This window comes from Flavobacterium sp. UW10123 (assembly GCF_040538975.1).
GTDB lineage: Bacteria > Bacteroidota > Bacteroidia > Flavobacteriales > Flavobacteriaceae > Flavobacterium.
On sequence record NZ_JBEWQE010000018.1, the window covers coordinates 26265 to 45823 of the forward strand.

Below are 19559 nucleotides of genomic sequence, written 5' to 3' on the forward strand. Positions count from 1 at the left end.
AAGAGAGACTTTGAAATAAATGTTATCAAATACAAATTTTTTTATTCACTAATGCCCCTTAGAGGATAAAATGTAAGTAAACAAAAAAAAGATTATGAGAAAGCCTACTAACTTAAGATTGTTTTTATTGACTTTGTTTTTATTGCAAAGTTATCTAATGCTTGGACAAAAAACCTTTGTAGATTTTAAGCCAAGGTTTGAGACAAGTATTAGAGGAGATATGATGCTTATTGGTAATAGTATTGTTAATAGAGATAACGGTAAAGCCAAAGAGTATGCAAACGATGCTTTTACTGGAGGTACAGATAATAACGCGGAGAACATGCAATACATTGATATTGACAATGATTCTGATACCTTTAGTTCAAGTTCTGCAACTTTAAAGGTGCCAGATGCGAGTAGAGCTTGTTATAATATCGTGTATGCTGGATTGTATTGGTCTGGTGTTTATACACAAGCCTCTTTAGATGACAAATCTGTAAAACGCAGTGAATTAGGTAATATAAAGTTTAAGCTTGCTAACGAAACAACTTATAATAATATTACTGGAACGGTAATTTATGATTATTACACTGGTAATCCTAAGACTACAAATGGTGATCAAATACCATATGCTTATTACTATAATGTAACAGACTTACTAAAAGCTTCAAAAAATCCTGAAGGAGAATACACTGTTGCAAATATTAATTCTGCTCGAGGTAAATTATCTAACGGAGGATATGCAGCAGGGTGGTCCTTGTTTGTTATTTATGAAGATCCAAACTCAAGTGCAAAATATATTACAGCTTATGATGGTTTTAGCTGGATTCAAGCTAATGGAGATCCTTTGACTTATTCAGTTTCAGGTTTTAAAACCATTCCAACAGGAAATGTAAAGGTAAAATTAGCTTTCGCAGCTTTAGAGGGAGATAAAAATACGCCAGGAGATACTTACTCTGTAAATGGTACGCAGGTTTATACTACCGAACGTGCAAAAAACAATTTCTTTTGTAGTGTAATTAATAATCTTTCGGGACACAATCTTGCAAGAACGCCAGCCAGTACAAATACGCTTGGTTTTGATGCGGGTATTATTGAGTTGAATAATGCGGATAACGCTATTATTAAAAATGGAGATACTAAAGCTAATTTAAAATTAACGACCAGCGGAGATGGTTATGGTGTTTATTTTAACGCTTTTAACGTAGAAGTTATAGCCCCTCAAATTGCTCTGACAAAAATTGTAAAAGACACAGAAGGAAAAGATATTGGAGGAAAGAATGTGACTCTTGGTCAGCAATTGGTCTATGAAATTACGATTCAAAATAAAGGTAATGACGATGCAACTTCATTAGTTATTACTGATCAGTTGCCAATAAACGTTATTTTTGATCAAAAAAATGACCTACTTCCATTGCCAGATGGAATTAAAGTTAAAAAAGATTATGATCCAGTTACAAGAAAAATTGTTTTTGAGGTAACAGATCCTAAATTAGTAACAAAGAATAATCCTACTATTAGTAAAATTTCTTTCAAAGTTCAGGTAGTTCCTGATTGTCATTCACTGAGTGAGGCTTGCTCTAACAGTATCGACAACCAAGCTTTTGCTACTTATAAAGGAAAGGAAAACACCAACTTTTCAATCGATGAAACAGATCCTCAAGGAAGTGTTAACTCAACGGAAGGATGTGCTGTAACACCAAAAGCTACAAACTTTTTAGTAGGTGTAGATGGTTGTCAATATACAGAGAATGTAACTTTATGTACAGATACTGTAGATCTTATTCCTGCAAAAGGATATGATAAGTACACATGGTATAGTGATGCCAAAATGACCAATAAAATAGGTGAAGGAAGTCCATTTACTGTGAGTAAAGAAGGAACATATTATGTGTATAACTTAGCACAAGCACCTTGTAGATCTATCTCTCAATCTTTTGTGGTAACTCGTTTTAAAAGTACAACTACAAATCCTGTTTTAGAATTCGCAAGTGAAAAAGTAATTTGCGCTGATACTGGTCAACCATTTCCAAACATTTATTTGTGTGGTGGTAATGATAAAAAAGAAATAAAAACAAATATCACAGATGCTTCCAGTATAGTATGGGAACGTTTCATTGAAGGTAGCTGTACAGTATCAACAGGAAAAAACTGTCCAAACGATGCATTGACAAGTACTGGAAATCCGAGTGAGCTTTGTAAATGGGAGGAAGTAGGAAGAGGATCTGATTATACTGCAAATGCGAAAGGAAGATACAGATTAACCGTTACTTATAAAGGCGGAGTTTGTTTCAATCGTTTTTATTTTGATGTTTATCAGAATCCATTAACTCCAAAAGAAAAACACACCGATATTATTTGTTCAACAAATGGTAGTATTACCATTGAAGATGTTCCCGCTGGATACGAGTATGCAATCAGTAAAGACCCTAATGGGCCTATAGGAGCATATCAGACAAGTAATATATTTCCGATTAGCGCTGAAGGTTCTTACACCGTACATATTAAACAAACTAATGTAACAACGTTTCCATGTGATTTTAAAGTTGAAAACATTCTTATTAGAAAACGAGATGTTGATGTTAAGAAAGTGATAACACAACCTCTTTGCGCTGGTGCAAAAGGTAGTGTAGAGGTTGCTGCAAATGATGTAAATCCAAATTATACTTTTGTTATTAAACAAGGTACTACAACAGTTCAAAGTGTTGGACCAGTTTCTAATAATAAAACAAAATTTGATTTACTTGCAGGAGATTATGAACTTATTGTAACAACTTCTGATGGTTGTACCAATACAAGCGATGTAAAAATAGTTGCGCCAGATGAGCTTACTGCTACGTATGATGTAAAATCACTAACGGCATGTTCAGATGGAGAAATTACAATAAATGCTAAAGGAGGTACTGCACCTTATTCTTACTCTATAAATGGGCAACCGTATGTTTCTGAGAATAAAATTACGGTTAAAGACCCAGGAGGCAGCTACATTATTAAAGTTGTCGACAAGAATGACTGTACCTATACAATTCCGACATTTTCAGTAAATCCTATTGCTAAACCAACAGTTACTATAAATTCAAAAAATTTAAATTGTTACAACGCTAAAGAAGGAGAAATTTCGATTACAGTTACTCCTGCAGATTCTGGTTATACTGTTTCTTACAGTGTTGCTGGTGTTGCTGGCGGCGCATATACAACTTTACCAACAACAGGTTTACCAGCTGGGGATTATAAAGTTACTGTAAAATATACAATAAACGGAGTAGATTGTAGTGACCCAGAAAAAACTATTAAGATTACAGGACCATCAGCTACACTAAGCGCTTCTGCAGGTGTTGCTGAATTATCTGGTTGTGGCCCGACAGGGAATACTAAACAAGGAATGGTAAGAATTACTAATCCTCAAGGAGGTGTGCCTTTTCCTGCACCAGATTTATACCGATATAGTTTTGATGGAGGAGTTACTTATATTAAAGAGAATTTTGCTTACATAAACCCAAGCACATCTCCTATTACATTATATATTAAAGATGCGGCTGGGTGTATTTTCCCAATGTCAGGTATTATTTTAGAAGAAAAACCGGCTGATCCTATGTTTGGTGAGCCTGTTTTAACTTATAATTGTAAAGGAGAAGGTACAGCTACAGTAACGGTAAATGCTGATGCAAACCCAAATTATAGCTATTCTTACTATTTAGGTAAACCAGATCCGGCAAACCCTTCTAATTACATTTATACTCTAAATACGAATTCTCCGGCTAATATCTTTAAAGATATTCCGGTTGGAGATTATAAAATTAAAGTAGAATACAATTTAGTATCTGCTCCAACTTTTAGTAATTTATTAAAAGAAGATTTTGGAAGTGGACCACCAACAACAGCACCAGGAATTGCAACAGCATATTGTTTTAATGACCAGAGAACAACGAAACCTTTTACTTGTTTGGATCCTTATGGGGTTCCTAGTCAATCTGTTGAAGATAATCAATATTCTGTAGCGAGTTTCTTCTGGAGAGGCGACGACCCAAGTAGTAATAATTCTGGAGCTTGGTTCCACTATAAAGATCATACTACAAACCCTAATAATTTAGATAACACAGGAGATCCTAATGGTAGATATTTATTAGTAAATGTTGGTAATGCTGCTGGAAAGTATGGTATTTTATACAGTAAACCAATTGTAGATGTTATACCTAATCAAGATGTTATTGTCGACTTTTATGTAGGAAATTTATTAATGCCTACTTATAATAGTGCGGCTCCAATTATTAGAATTGAATTAATTGATTCTAAAGGTAATGTAGTAGCGAGAGATAATACGGGTGAAATTGCGCCTGGTTTAAATCATCCTGATAGAAAAAAATGGGTTCCAATTAGTATTAAACTAAATCCTGGAGCAAATACCAATTTAACTTTTGTGGTACGTTCAGGAAGTGAAGTATTTAATGGAAACGATTTAGTAATAGATGATATTTGGGTACGTCAGTTGCCAAAATCATGTTTGCAGGATAAGATTTTAAATCTAAAAGTTCAAAGCGGACAAGGATTTACAGCTGAAGTAACAAATCTAAAAGGAGTTTTATGTAAAGGTGATGCAAACGGTACCTTCAGTATTGTAGCTAAAAACTTTGATCCAACAAAAGGATTCTGGTATACATTAAACGGTTCTGCTACCACTCCAACATGGGTAAAATCTATGACATCTCCACTTGATTTTAATGACAAACCAGCGGGAAGTTATGATATTAGAGTTCGTTATGATAATAATGCTGCCTCTTGTAGTTTTACTATTCCAACGGTTGTTAAAACTCCACAGGCATTTGTTGTAGACGCTATGGCTGGTACAGCAACTTGTAAAGTTGGTGCCACGGTAACAGCAACGGCTGTTGGAGGTACACCAGATTATACACTTACTATTAAGGATAAAAACTCTGCATTTACTAAGACGTTCCCAAGTAGTTTAATTCTAACGGATATTCCACCGGGAACTTATACAGTTTCAGGAAAAGATGCTAATGGATGTTTAGATGCAAGAGATACAGATTTAGTTATTGCTAGCCCTCAAAAGCCGACTGCGGCAATAGTTCCAAACTCTGGATTATGTTTTGATAATACAAACGCTAAAATTACAGTTAAAGTAAGCGGAGGTGTTGGCCCTTACAGCTATCAGGTTAGTACAGATGGAGGTAATACATACAGTGATCCAAGTCCAACTTTTAACGGTCCAACATTTACGTATACAGCAAAAGCTGTTGGAACTTATGATTTCTTAATTTCTGACCATAATAATTGTGAGGCTATAGCAGTAAGTCAAACAATTAATAAAGCAATCACAGCAAAAGCGGATGTTTCTGCTCCATTATCTTGTAAAACAGGTACTGCTGCAAATGCTACTATAGATGTTACTATAGATGGCGGAACATCACCTTATACTTATACTGTTACAAATAAAGGAACAGGTGTAGTACTAGTAAATAATGGTACTACTGCTGGCCCAACATTTTCTTATTCTGCTACAACGGCTGCGATTTATGTGTTTGCAATTAAAGACGTAAATGGTTGTCCTATTACTGTAGAAAAAGAAGTGCTTGCTAAAGTTCCGGTTACTGCTACTCACACAGTAAACCCAGTTACTTGTTTCGGCAAGGGAGACGGTTATATTGATATTACACCACAAAATGGTGTCGCACCATTTAAAATCCAATTTAATGGTACAGGAGCTTTTACAACAGTAACAACAACACCTGTTCGCCATGCTTCATTACCAGGTTCTGTTGGTGCCGGTACAAAATATACTTATATTGTAGAGGATGCCTTAGGATGTCAACAACAATATACTTTCTATGTAACCCAACCAGCTGCTGTTACACTTACAGCTTCTATTTCAACGCCTTATAATTGTACCACTAATGCGGCTACTATTACAGCAAGCGCAGGTAACGGAAACGGTGGTTTTACTTATGTATTAAAAAATACAACTACTGGCGCTACTATAGAAACTAATACTACAGGTATATTTAATAATTTAACTATTGCAGGAACTTATGAAGTAACAGCAACAGACAGTAAATCATGTCCAATAACAAAAGTTGTTGGAACTATTAATGCGTTGAATCCTCCAAAAGGAATGACACTTACGCCAACGGCTGTAAAATGTCCAAGCAACACAACAGATGTAACGATTACAAATGTTGTTAATGCTGCAGGAGTTGCTGTACCTACGACAGGTTTAGAATATAGAATTAAACTTCCAGTACCTCCAGGTACGTCTACTTACCAAACTAGTAATACTTTTACTGGATTGGCAGCAGGTAAAACATATACTTTTGAAGTTAGAGATGCTAATTTCTGTGTGTACGAAAAAATACTTGATGTACCTTCATTGCCAGTATTCACAGTATCTTCTACATCTAAGAATAATATTAGTTGTTCTACTTCAACAGATGGTTCTGCTATCTTTACAGTTACAGGATTAGGAAACAATGTTGACTATAGCTATAAAGTAGATGCTTTAGCACCAGTTAGTGGGACATCTCCTGCAGCGGGAAGTTCATTTGAGATTCCTGTATCAAATTTAAGTGCAGGACTTCATACAATTGTAGTAACAAACACGGCTACAACTTGTAAACAATCTCAAACAGTTACGATTGCGGCGCCACCTGCTGCATTGGTATTAAATCCATCAACATTAGAACACGTAACTTGTGATAATAAAGGAAAAGCGACAATTAATGTAGTCGGAGGATGGGGAACTTATGAATATACAGTTAAACCTACATCTCCAGCAGGAACAGAGATTGTTCAAACAACAACAAATGTATTTTCTAATTTAAATGCGGGTGACTATTCTGTTTCTGTAAAAGATTTAAATGGTTGTATTGTAACAGGAACTTTTACTATTAATGATAAGGTTAATCCTACTGCAAGCATTGATCTTACAAACTCAAATTTCTGTGTTACAGGTATTGGAGCAAAAATTGTAGTATCGCCTAACAGTGCTCCTAATTATATGTACAAATTAGATAACGGTACAGCTCAAAACAATGGAACTTTTACAGGAGTAACTCCAGGAATTAGCCATACGATTAGAGTGACTGATACTTCTACAGGATGTTATACTGATTTAACTGTACCAACAATTAATTCACCAATATCAGCGAAATTAAATCCTTTAGTAAAAGATTTAACTTGTGATGCTACAAACCCAAATGCAATTATTGAAGTTTCTATAAAAGATGGTTATCCAGATTATAGCTATAGAGTAAGTACAAATGGCGGTGGATTTACCGGTTCTAATATTCCAGTAGGTGCTGGTGCGACTACATTTACGTACCAAACAACTACAGGTGCTGCAGCTGCAACTTATGAATTTGAAATATTTGACAGTAAAGGATGTAGAACTACTTTAACGCAAAATATCGCGGCGAGAGTATCTCCAACAGCTACAACGACACCAACAAATCCTACTTGTTATAATGGAAATAATGGTTCTATTATCGTAAACGCTAGTTCAGGATTAGCACCTTACACTTACGAAGTTTCAACAGTTTCTGCTGCAGGACCATTTAGTACCATGACTAGTAAGACATATTCTAATGCTACGGCTGGAGATTATTGGTTTAGAGTTACGGATTCTAAAAAATGTCAGTTTGTAACAGCAAAAACGACTGTTTCAAACCCGCCACAATTAACTGCTGAAGCCAAAGTTAGCGTACCATTAAGTTGTGGAGCTTCAAATGCTACACAAGCTGCTACTATTACAGTTACGGTATTATTGCCAGGAACACCATATAGCGGAACTGATAAATACAGATACAGTTTCAACGGAGTTTTACCAGCAGGAACATCAAATACCTACACAACTACCACTTCTGGTCCAGTTACAGTTGATGTATTTGATGCAAATAATTGCCCTTATAGAGTTCTAGTTTCACCGGTGGTTAATACATTAAATCCGCCATCAAATATGGCTTTCTCACCAGCCAATGTTATTTCTTGTAAGGCTACAGAATTAGATACAGATTTAACAGTATCTTATTCAGGAGGTGTGGGACCATTTAGAGTTGAAATTACATCTACAGATGCAGTTCCAGCTCCAGCAGTTGCTGTTGCAACTGGTGTAACGGCTCAGTCTTATGTATTTAAAGACTTAGCTCCAGGTAATTATTCTTTTAAAGTTACAGATGCTAATAAATGTACAACGACTGGAGATTACAAAATTGAAAAAGTTGAATTACCGATTGCTAATGGTTCAGTGATTTCAAATGTAATCTGTAAAGGTGCATCAGATGGTAAACTTAGTTTTACAGTTTCTGGTAATGTAGGTGCAACCTATACTTATGAACTAAGAAACAGCTTAAATGCACTTGTACCAATTATTCAATCTTCAAAAACAGGAAATGTTATTGATTATGTTGGATTATCGGCAGATACTTATACATTTAAAGTTACAAATTCAGGAACTACTTGTTCTGCAACAAAGGTTCTTGAAGTTAAAGAGCCGCAAAATCCATTGGCTCTTATAGCACCAACGATTACTCCAATCACTTGTTCACCAAACAATGGTAAAATAGTTATTAATACAACTGGAGGTTGGGGTAACAATAGATATACACTTACTCAACCTGATGGAAGTGTAGTTGGACCTCAAGCAAATTCAACTTTTGCCAATATAACTCAGTCAGGTAATTATGGTATTTCTGTTACAGATTTGAATGGAAACGGATGTACTGTTACTGATACATTTAGTGTTGATGCAAAAGTATTACCAAGTGCAAGTATCGATTTAACAGCTTCGGATTTATGTTATGATTCAGTTGGTAAAGCTACAATTGTAGTTACACCTACAGTTCCATCTCCAACTTATATGTACAATATCAATGATGGTATTTATCAAAGTAGTGGTACTTTCCCTAATTTGGAGCCAGGAAAATATACTGTTAAAGTAAAAGATATGGCTACAGGTTGTATTTTACCATTGTCAGCAATAGATATTGAATCTGAATTGAAATTCAAAGCTACTTTGAGTAAATCAGCAAACTGTCTTACTCAGAATACTGAAATAAAAGGTACTATTTCAGGAGGGAAACTTAATTATTCTTATACTGTAACTAAAAATGGAGTATTAGATCCAACAGTTATACCGGTAACAGGTACAACCTTTACTTATACAGATCCTGTAGATCCTCCGCAAGTTGGAAATACAACTTATATATTTACTTTAACGGATGCATCGGCTGCTAAATGTAGCCTTACATCTACCGTTGTTGTAGGGCCAAGAACAGATCCTGATTTTACGTTAACTCCTAATTCAACTATTTTGTGTAACGGAGATGCAACGGGTTCTATTACAGTAACAATTGACAAAACAAAAGGAGTAGCTCCTTATACGATCTCTGTTTACAATACAACAACATCTACCTCTTATGGCGCACAAACTACTGGTCTTCCAGCTGGCGATTATACAGTAAGAGTAACGGATGATAAAGGTTGTTATCTTGAGAAAACGACAACTATTGTACAACCAAAGAAAATTGAATTCGATGCTGATGTTAAACCTATGACTTGTGATACTAGTGGTAGCGGAATATCTTACGGATCTATTACAGTTAAGAATTTTATAGGAGGTTCAAGTGATACAGCTCCATTAGGACCATTTACTTATACTTTGACAAATAATGTTGGAGAGCCAACGCAAGTTGCACCACATGCAATCTCAGATGTTAGAGGTGATTATACTTTTAATATTTTAAATTTTGGTATTTATCAATTAACGGTTTCTGATAAAAATGGCTGTTCTATTACCAAAACGATCCCAATGGCATCAAAACCAGAAGATTTAAAAATTGAGGTTAAAGCAGGAACAGAATCATGTACAACAGCAAGTCTTATTGTGACTGTAAATACACCAATTATTGGAGGAGCTTATCATTTTGCTCTTTATCCGATCAATTCAGGTTCTACACCGCCATACAAATACGCGGATAATATGGGATCTTACCAAGATGCAGATTCAACTGATCCTGCAGATCCGAAATATACACAATCAACTTTCAACGGTTTACTTCCGGGTGTTACCTATTCGTTTATCGTTTATGATGAAGCAACAGATTGTTATTTCTTTAAACAAGCAGAAGCTGCGACATTGACTTCGTCTACTTTAAAAACTAACGTAACACCTGCTAATGTAACTTGTCAGGGAGCCAAAGACGGAAATGTTTCATTCACGTTTACTGGCACACAACCAACAACAACAGCAGTTAAATACGACGTTTATAATTCGCAAAGTAATACACTTGTTATTCCTTCAGTTGGTGGCACTGTGACTTTACCAAGCAATTCGGCAACCAATGTAGGACCGTTGGTTCCAGGGACATATTATATCTTATTTACAGAGTTGGATAATACTTCAACTGTAGTTTGTATGAATACGTCTAAAACTTTTACGATTAGTGAATCAGTTGTTCCTTTAACATTATCGGTTAGTTCTCCTAAACATGATAATTGTGGAAATGATCAAGGTATAGTTGAAGCTTTTGGACAAGGAGGAACGGTTACCAAAGTAGTCGTTGATCCATCGGATCCTACAAAAACTATAACAGTTCCAGCGCCTTATTTATATCAAATTTTCCCAGATACAGGTGTAGCTGGTGTAATTGATGGTTCAGATAAACCTGTGACTGATGCTGCACTTGCTGCATCTTTCGATCCAGCTCTTCATACTGGCAGTACTTTTAATAAAGAATTTGGTCACTATTTAGTTTATGTAAAAGATGCAAATGGCTGTATTCAGGTAGAGTTTGTTGAAGTAGAATTAGATCCAACTCCAGTGATAAAAGCTGTTGTAAACAGTGTTTGTGCTGCAGAAGATTCTTTTGTAATCGATGTTGATATGACAACATTCGGTATTGCTCCATATACTTATAGTTTAGATGGTCTTGATTTTGAGCCAATGCCTTCAACGTCATTTTCTATATCGAATCTTCATTCAGGAAACCATACTGTAGAAGTGAGAGATTTTAATGGTTGCGGTAACAAAGTAATATTAAACCCTATTGCTGTACCTTTAAACATAACAGCTAAATTTACTACGGAGCCTACATGTAGAGATACTGACGGCACAATTACTGCTGTTGTAACTGGTGGATTTACACCAAATAATTTTGTATATACTTTAAAAAATAATACAGTAGTTACTCCAGATGTTGTACAAAATAACGATCCTGTATTTATAGGTCAAGCAGCAGGTAATTATACCGTGACGGTAAGGGATTTAAACACAACTTGTTCTAAATCAGTTACTGTTGATTTACTTGTACCAACTCTTGTAGATTTAGTTCCAGGTGATATTACGACAACTCCAGTAGATTGTAATGGTACACAAGGAACAAATGATAACGGAACTCTTACGGTTAATTTAAGAGCTGTTAATGACAACCCGGATTATAAATTTATCCTGACACCCGTATTGCCTACGGGACCGGCTATTACGCAGGTTAATAATAATTATTTTACAGGTTTAACGGCAGGAGATTATAATGTTAAAGTTATTTCTTCTAGAGGTTGTGAATTTGAGGTGCCTGCTAATGTACCTGCTCCAAGTGCGGTTTATGCAACCGCTACTGCAACACCATTTAGTTGTGTAGTTGACCCTACTAAAACTACAGTTGTTGTAGCAGCTGCAGGTGGTACAGGAACCGGAACATATACTTTCAGTAAAGATGGTACTAATTATTTTACAAGTAATAGTATACCAGCTGACGATAATTACACATTTGAACTGCCTGAAATAGGAAGTATTCAAAACCCTCATTATTGGGTGAAAGATGCTAATGGATGTATTTATGAGACAAGTGGTTTAGTTACACCATTAGACCCATTACCAAAATTAATTTCAGCTACAGCTAAAAGATCTCCTTTAGCAGGATCTCAAATTGATTGTCAAAACGGTAGAGAAGTAATTCAAATTGATGTAGTTGGAGGATCAACTCCAGCTGATTTCACATATCAAGTTTCAATTGACGGAGCTTTTTATACAACTCTTACAAATTCTGCTGGAACACCATATACTTATAATGCTACAGCAGCGGGTAGTAAGTACCAGTTTAAAATTATTGATAATGAAACAGGTTGTGAGATTTTAACTAACATTTATGAGGTTCCTGTATTCGATCTTATTAACGTAAGTGCTACTACGTTTTCTGATGTAAAATGTATATCAGATAATAACGGAACTATCCAAATCAACATCGCTGGTTATTCAGGAGCGTATGATTATCAAATTTTTGATGGATTGACTGCAGTACCTTTAGGAAACGGTTCTCATGATACTGCTACTTCAAATCCATTTGTTATTCCTTTCGGATTACCTGCAGGAAATAATTATACAGTACACATTCAAGAAACGGGTCATCCAAAATGTCCTTCTGTTTCGAACGTAGTAATTATTAAAGAGCCAACGGCTGCATTAGCTTTAAATCCATTAGTTGTTACACCATTAGGTTGTACTACTTTGGGAGCTGTCGTAGTAAATGCTAAAGATGGTTGGGGTGATTACACCTATACTTTAACTCAGCCAGATTTAACAGTTGTAACAAATAAAGATGGCAAGTTTGATAATCTTGACCAAGTAGGGCCTGCAGGATCTTATAAAGTTTCTGTAAAAGACGCTAATGGTTGTGAGGTGACTGATTCATTTAATTTGAGTACACCAGTTCCTCCAATAGCTAGTATCGACCCTGCAACAGATTATTGTTATACAAATGCTGATAAAGCAACTATTGTAGTAATTGCTTCATCTACATCGCCTTTCGCATTGCCAACAGATACTTATGATTATAGTATTGATGGTGGTCAGACATGGCAAATTAATAATAATACATTTACTGATTTAACTCCAGGAGATTATACATTTACAGTTAGAGATAAATTTGGATGTACTGGTACTACTTCAATTACTACAATTGAAGGACAGCTTTATTCTTCAGCAGAAAAAACAAAAGATATTTTCTGTACTGGTATAGTTGAAGGTACAATTAGAGTAAAAGCATCTGGTGGATATGCACCTTATAGCTACACTGTAGCCATAAATGGAGGTATAGCTTCTGCTCCAATTCCATTTGTAAACGGAACATATTCTGATTATACAGTTGTTTCTCCTCTTACAAGTACATACGATTTTGTAGTGTATGATGCTCATAACTGTCCAACTCCAGTTAGTACAGTGAATATGGTAGCGCCAACTGCAGTTACGTTTACTGCAACTCCAACGTCTCCTTACTGTTCAGGAACTCAAGGAAATGTTGATAATGGCTCTATCTTATTCACTTTACCGACAAGTAATGATAACCCACCGTACACATACACTGTTCAACGTACGGCACCTACTACTGGTTTAGTATTAACACAAGTAAACAATCCGTTGTTTACAGGATTAAGTGCTGGTACTTATGCAGTAAATGTTATATCTGACAGAATGTGTGATAATCCAACAAGCGTTGTGATTAATCCTCCAGTTGCAGTTGTGGCAGAAGCTGAGGCTACAAAATTTACTTGTACAGGAACAAGTATTAACGAAACGATTGTTACTGTTACTGGTAAATTTGGTGCAGGTACAGGTTTAGTTGGAGATTATACTTATAGTAATAACAAAACAAAATGGGAAACAAGCAATACATTTACAGTAGTTGATAACCAAAGCGTTCAAAACCTGACATATTATGTTAGAGATAAAAACGGATGTATTGCTGACGTTCAGATTACTGTGGATCCATTCCCAATATTGAAAAAACCTACAGTTACACAAGGAACAAGAGCAGCTTGTAACAATGGTGGCGAAGTTATTAATGTTGTAATCAATGGCGGAGCAAGTCCGGCGAACTTCCAATATGAAGTATATCAGGATGGCGTTTTATTAAGCGGTGGCCCATATGCTGTGACAGGAAATACATTTAGTTATCTAGCTCCAACTGTTGGTCATTTCTATCAGTTTAAAATAACTGACTTGACAACATCATGTTCTATTACAACTGATCCTTACGAAGTACCAGTATTCAATATTGCTAAAGTTATTGCAAATGCTTCTTCGTCAGTTTCTTGTAATGGTCTAAGCGATGGTAAAATCACATTCAATATTGTAGATTACAGCGGTCCATATACCTATCAGGTTTACAACAATGGAGCAGCGGTTACAGGTGCTTCAGGATCTGGAACTACTGCAACAGCAAATCCGTTTACAATTCCTTTCGGACTTTCAGCGGGAGCTAAGTATACAGTTGTAATTACTGAAACGGCTTATCCATTCTGTGATATTACATCTGCTGATGTAAACATCACTGAACCGCCAGTATTAGATCTAACGAATATGGTTGTTGATGTTAAAAACCAAAATTGTTGGACAACTGGAGCAGTTATTACTGCTAATGCTTCTACAATTGTAGGTGGAACTCCTGGTTCAGGATTTACATTTGCTTTCGTACCAGCAGGAACAGTTCCAACAGCGGGTCAATATTCATCTTCAAACACTAAAACATTTGCAACAACTCAAATAGCACCATTGTTTGATTCGTATGATGTTTATGTAAAAGATGGTAACGGTTGTCCTAAGTTTAAAACAGTAAATATTTCATTAGATCCAAAACCTGCAATTACAAATGTTGCGGTTGCAAGTCAATGTTATAATGCTGCAGGTTACAGAATCGACGTTACTGCAAATGGTGTCGGTACTCTAGAATATAGTTTAGACGGAGTACAATTCCAAGGCGCTAGTTTCTTTACTGTTACTGCTCCAGGAAATTATATTGTAACGGTAAGAGATGCTAATAAGTGTACAACAACAGCTCCTGCTGCAGTTACAATTTATGAGCCTCTTGCGTTACGTGCAGAGGTTACAAAAATGCCTACTTGTAAAGCTGCCGATGGTACAATCACTTTATTCGCTTCTGGCGGAAAAGTGCCAACTCCAAGTTATGTCTACACAAGAGATAATTGGATTAATACAAGTACAAGCCCGGTATTTACAGGATTAGCTCCTGGAATAAAATATACTTTTAAAGTAAGAGATGTTAATACAAATTGTGAGGTAGAGATTGAAGAAACAATAGATATGCCAACTGATGTTACAGGAATTGTTGCAACAGCGACTCCTACATCTTGTAATGGTTATGCTGATGGTAGTATCTCTGTAACAATCGCAACATCAAATAATAATCCTAAATACAGATATAGTCTTTCTGGACCTGTAAGCAGACTACCTCAGGATAGCCCAATTTTCAACGACTTACCATTTGGTAATTACGTTGTAACGGTAACTTCTGGAAGAGGATGTTTTGCAACAGCACCAGCTACAGTTGGTCAGCCACCATTAATGGTTGTTGCTAAACCTACAGTTACACAATACGTTTGTTCTTCAGGAACAAATACTGCAGGTAACGCTACAATTACTGTAGCGCCTGGTTCTGTGACAGGTGGTTCAACTAATTATATCAGATATGAATTCTTGAGAGATGGAGTTCGTGTACAAAATGATGATAGAAACACATACACCGAGACTGATTATTTAGGTGGTGACTACATCGTGAATGTATTTGATTCTAATGGATGTCAGGGTACTTACGCTACAGTAACAATCGATCCTTATATTGGAATTGCTGATTTAAAAATTGTTGCTACGCAAATTACTTGTATAAACGATGAAGCTATTCAGGTAACTGCAATCGCTACAACAGGAACATTACCAACTTTAAATTATACTATTGTTGGAATAGATGGTAATACATATCCTCTTACAACGAGTCTAGATGGATCATGGACTAACTTGAAAGTAGGTAATTATAAAATTGTTGTGACTAATCCGGTAACGGGATGTAGTATTGAAAAATTCTATATTGTTAACGAGCCAAACACATTCAAATTTGTAGCTTCTGAAATTAAAAACCTTACTTGTTATAGTGATGAAGATGGAGCAATTACATTAACGTTAGTTGATAATATTCCAACTCCAAAAGATGACGCAGGTAGATTTAGTTATGTGATTACACACGAATCTGGAACAGTTATAAATGGAGGAACTACAACAACAGAATTAAAACTTTCGAACCTAAAAAGAGGTAAGTATACTGTTGTTGCAACATTACTAGGTTCTCCTTTCTGTGACGTTCAAACTGAATTTAGCATCAGCGGACCAGCAACAGAATTAGAAATTCTAGCGTCTAAAAAAGACATTACTTGTGTAACAGGTAATGATGATGGAGAAATCCGTATAAGCGCTCAAGGCGGATGGTCAGGAGATTATCTATATAAACTAGATGGTCCAGTTACAGTAGATTTTTCTGCTCAAAACGTATTCACAGGATTAAAAGCAGGATTATATACAGTTTCTGTTAAAGATGCTGGTGGTTGTATTGATACTGATCAAGTTACTTTAGTAGTTCCAACACCAATTGTCGTTACAGCTTCGGCAGACAAAACATTATTATTATGTAATGGAGATATGAGTGCGACTATTACTGCTACTTCGGTTACAGGCGGTCAGGGAAGTAATTATTTATATACTTTAAATACTACTTCAGTTACTCCTGTAAGATCTTCAGGACCTCAAAAGACACCTTCATTTGCTGGTTTAGGAGCAGGAACTTATACGATAACTGTAACTGACGGATTCAATTGCGTTGGTGAATCAGCTCCTATAACAATTAATGAGCCTTCTGAAGTTAAACCAAGTTTGGCTGAAACTAGAAAAATGACTTGTCTTACACAGACTCAACTTACTTTAAGCGCTAAGGGCGGCACACCTCCTTACACTTATAGTAGTGATGATGTAACGTATTCAACAGTTCCATTTACAAGTTCTGTTTCGTTTGATGTTACTCCTGGTGTATACAAATACTATGTGAAGGATGCTAACGGATGTGTTGATTTTGTTTCTAATGAAATTACAATTGACCCGCTTGAGCCATTGTTAGCTAATTTAGATATAGAGCACGCAGTAGTATTATGTCGTGACGAACCAACTGGAGTAATTGTAGCAAATGCTTCAGGAGGATTAGGAAACTACCAATACACGTTGTTAGACGGTGCAGGAAACGTACTAAAAGGACCACAGCCACAAGGCAGATTTGATAAGCTTTTAGCTGGTGATTATAAAGTAATTGTGAAAAGTGGCGATTGCGAAACTTTACCAGAGGATGTTACAATTAAGCAACCTCAAGAAGCATTCTCAGCCGAATTTATCCCTACTCCAGTTAAATGTTTTGGCGGTAATGATGGAAGAATTGAAGTAATTGGTAAAGGAGGAACAGGGAAGTATGTATATTCTATTTCTCCAAGAAACGATCAATTCTTTGACAGTAATATTTTTGAGAAATTAAAAGCTGGTTTCTATACTGTTATGGCGGCAGATGAACATGGATGTTATGATAGTGAAGTAGTTGAGGTTAAACAACCTGATGCACCACTTTCAGTTGTGGAAACTCCTGGAATGACGTTCCCTGAACAATGCGCTGGAGAACTTAATGGTGCATTTACAATTGACATTGCGGGTGGTACACCTCCTTATATGGTTAGTTTAAATGATATTAATGGTACTTATCAACCGGTTAACGGAACACAACATACATTCGCGAATCTTGCAGGTGGTACTTATACAGTATTTGTGAAAGATGGCGGAAACTGTCCTCAGGAAGTAGAAGTTGATGTACCATTACCAGTAACACTTAATCCTACTGTAAAAGTTTTCTATGATTGTGTGAACAATGCACAAGCAAACATGGTTGAGGTTAAAATAGATGAGTCAAATACAGATCCAACACTAATTACTTATGCTTTGGATAATGGAACGTTCGAACCTAGCAATATCTTCACAAATGTTGCTGCAGGACCTCATTACATTACGGTAAAACATAAAAACGGATGTGAGGTAACAACAGATTTATTTGAAGTAGATGCAGTGGCAGAGTTAAGCGCAATAAACTTAACAAACCAAAGCAAAGACATCAATACAATTGTTGTTCAAGGTGTTGGTGGAGTTGCTCCTTATGAGTATAGTTTCAATGACGAAGCATTTACATCATCTAACAGTTATAGAATCTATAAAACAGACAAGTATAAAGTTATCGTAAGAGATAAAAATGGATGTACGTTTGAAATGATTATTCCTGCTACGTTCTATGACTTCTGTATGCCAAACTACTTTACACCAAACGGTAGTACTGGTACTACAATTGGTCCAGATTGTGGAGCACTAGCATACAAAGAGTTAACGTTCGATATTTATGACAGATATGGTAGAGTAGTTGCGAAATACCGTGTAGGTGGAAAATGGGACGGTAGATATCATGGACAAGAATTGCCTACAGGAGATTACTGGTATGTTCTTAAATTAAATGATCCGAAAGATCCAAGAGAGTTTGTTGGACATTTCACACTATACAGATAACAAAATTATAGCCCCAATGATGTTATCTAAAAAAATTAATACAATGAAAAAGCTTATTTTATCCTTAGTACTCATGGCTGTAACAACAAGTTACAGCCAAGAGTTAAACCTACCAGTGTTTACGCAGTATTTAGCTGATAACCCTTTTATTCTTTCTCCTGCTTATGCTGGTATTGGAGATAATCTCCGTATTAGAGCCAACGGTTTAACGCAGTGGGTCGGAATTAAAGATGCGCCAGATAACCAATCATTGTATGCAGATTTTCGTGTATTAGATCGTTCGGGAGTTGGGTTGTCATTGTATAATGATAGTAACGGTAATACAAGACAAACAGGAGCCAAAGTTTCTTTCGCTCACCACTTGATTTTAGATTATCGTACAGAGCAGTATTTATCTTTTGGTATCTCTTACAACTTTAATAGTTTCCGAATTGAAACAGGAAATTTTGATGACGGTAGTAATGGAAACCCGCCAGTTGGTGGACAGCAACCAACAGATAATCGCTATAGCGCCAATAATAACTTTGATATTAGTGCCTTGTATCGTAACAGAGGATTTTATTTTAGTTTCAATGCCAATAACGTATTGAAAAAGAATATTAGTCTTGAAAGAGTAAACGAACCAGATCTGCTTTCTAACTTTCAAGTATATTCTGGATTCACTTTTAAAGATGGTGAAAACAGACGTATAGAATATGAACCATCTGTTTTCTTGCAGTATTTTGCAAGTGATGGACGTTCTACAACCGATTTTAACTTCAAATACAGACGTTACAACCGTTACGAAGATTATTATTGGATCGGAGTTTCTTACCGTTTCTTAAACGACCAATTTCCAAAACCTTTGGCAATGGGACCAATGGCTGGTTTTATGAAATCTAAATTCTATTTTGCATACTCTTATCAGTTAATGTTTAATGGCCTTGGAAGTTACAATTCAGGAACACATTCAATCACAATTGGATTTGACTTCTTGCAATCAATCAGTAACTGTCCTTGTACACAAAGTCCTGTTCACGATTAAACAAATAATTTTTATCATCTTTAAGAATTATTTTGTTTGTTTTCATAATTTACAACGTTTTCGTTTTTATTAATGGATTATTTTTGCTTTTTTGAAATTTAGACTACTGTAAAAGTTCTA

Annotated in this window: 2 protein-coding genes; both read left to right on the forward strand. The window is 35.8% G+C overall.

The window, feature by feature from the left end; genetic code table 11:
• Positions 1-94: 94 nt before the first annotated feature.
• Positions 95-18415, forward strand: a complete 18321-nt coding sequence (locus tag ABXT06_RS19135; protein ID WP_354592176.1) for a T9SS type B sorting domain-containing protein — start codon at positions 95-97, stop codon at positions 18413-18415.
• 43 nt (positions 18416-18458) lie between these two features.
• Complete coding sequence (locus ABXT06_RS19140; protein ID WP_354592177.1) at positions 18459-19439, forward strand: PorP/SprF family type IX secretion system membrane protein; 981 nt, start codon at positions 18459-18461, stop codon at positions 19437-19439.
• The last annotated feature ends 120 nt before the right edge of the window (positions 19440-19559 follow it).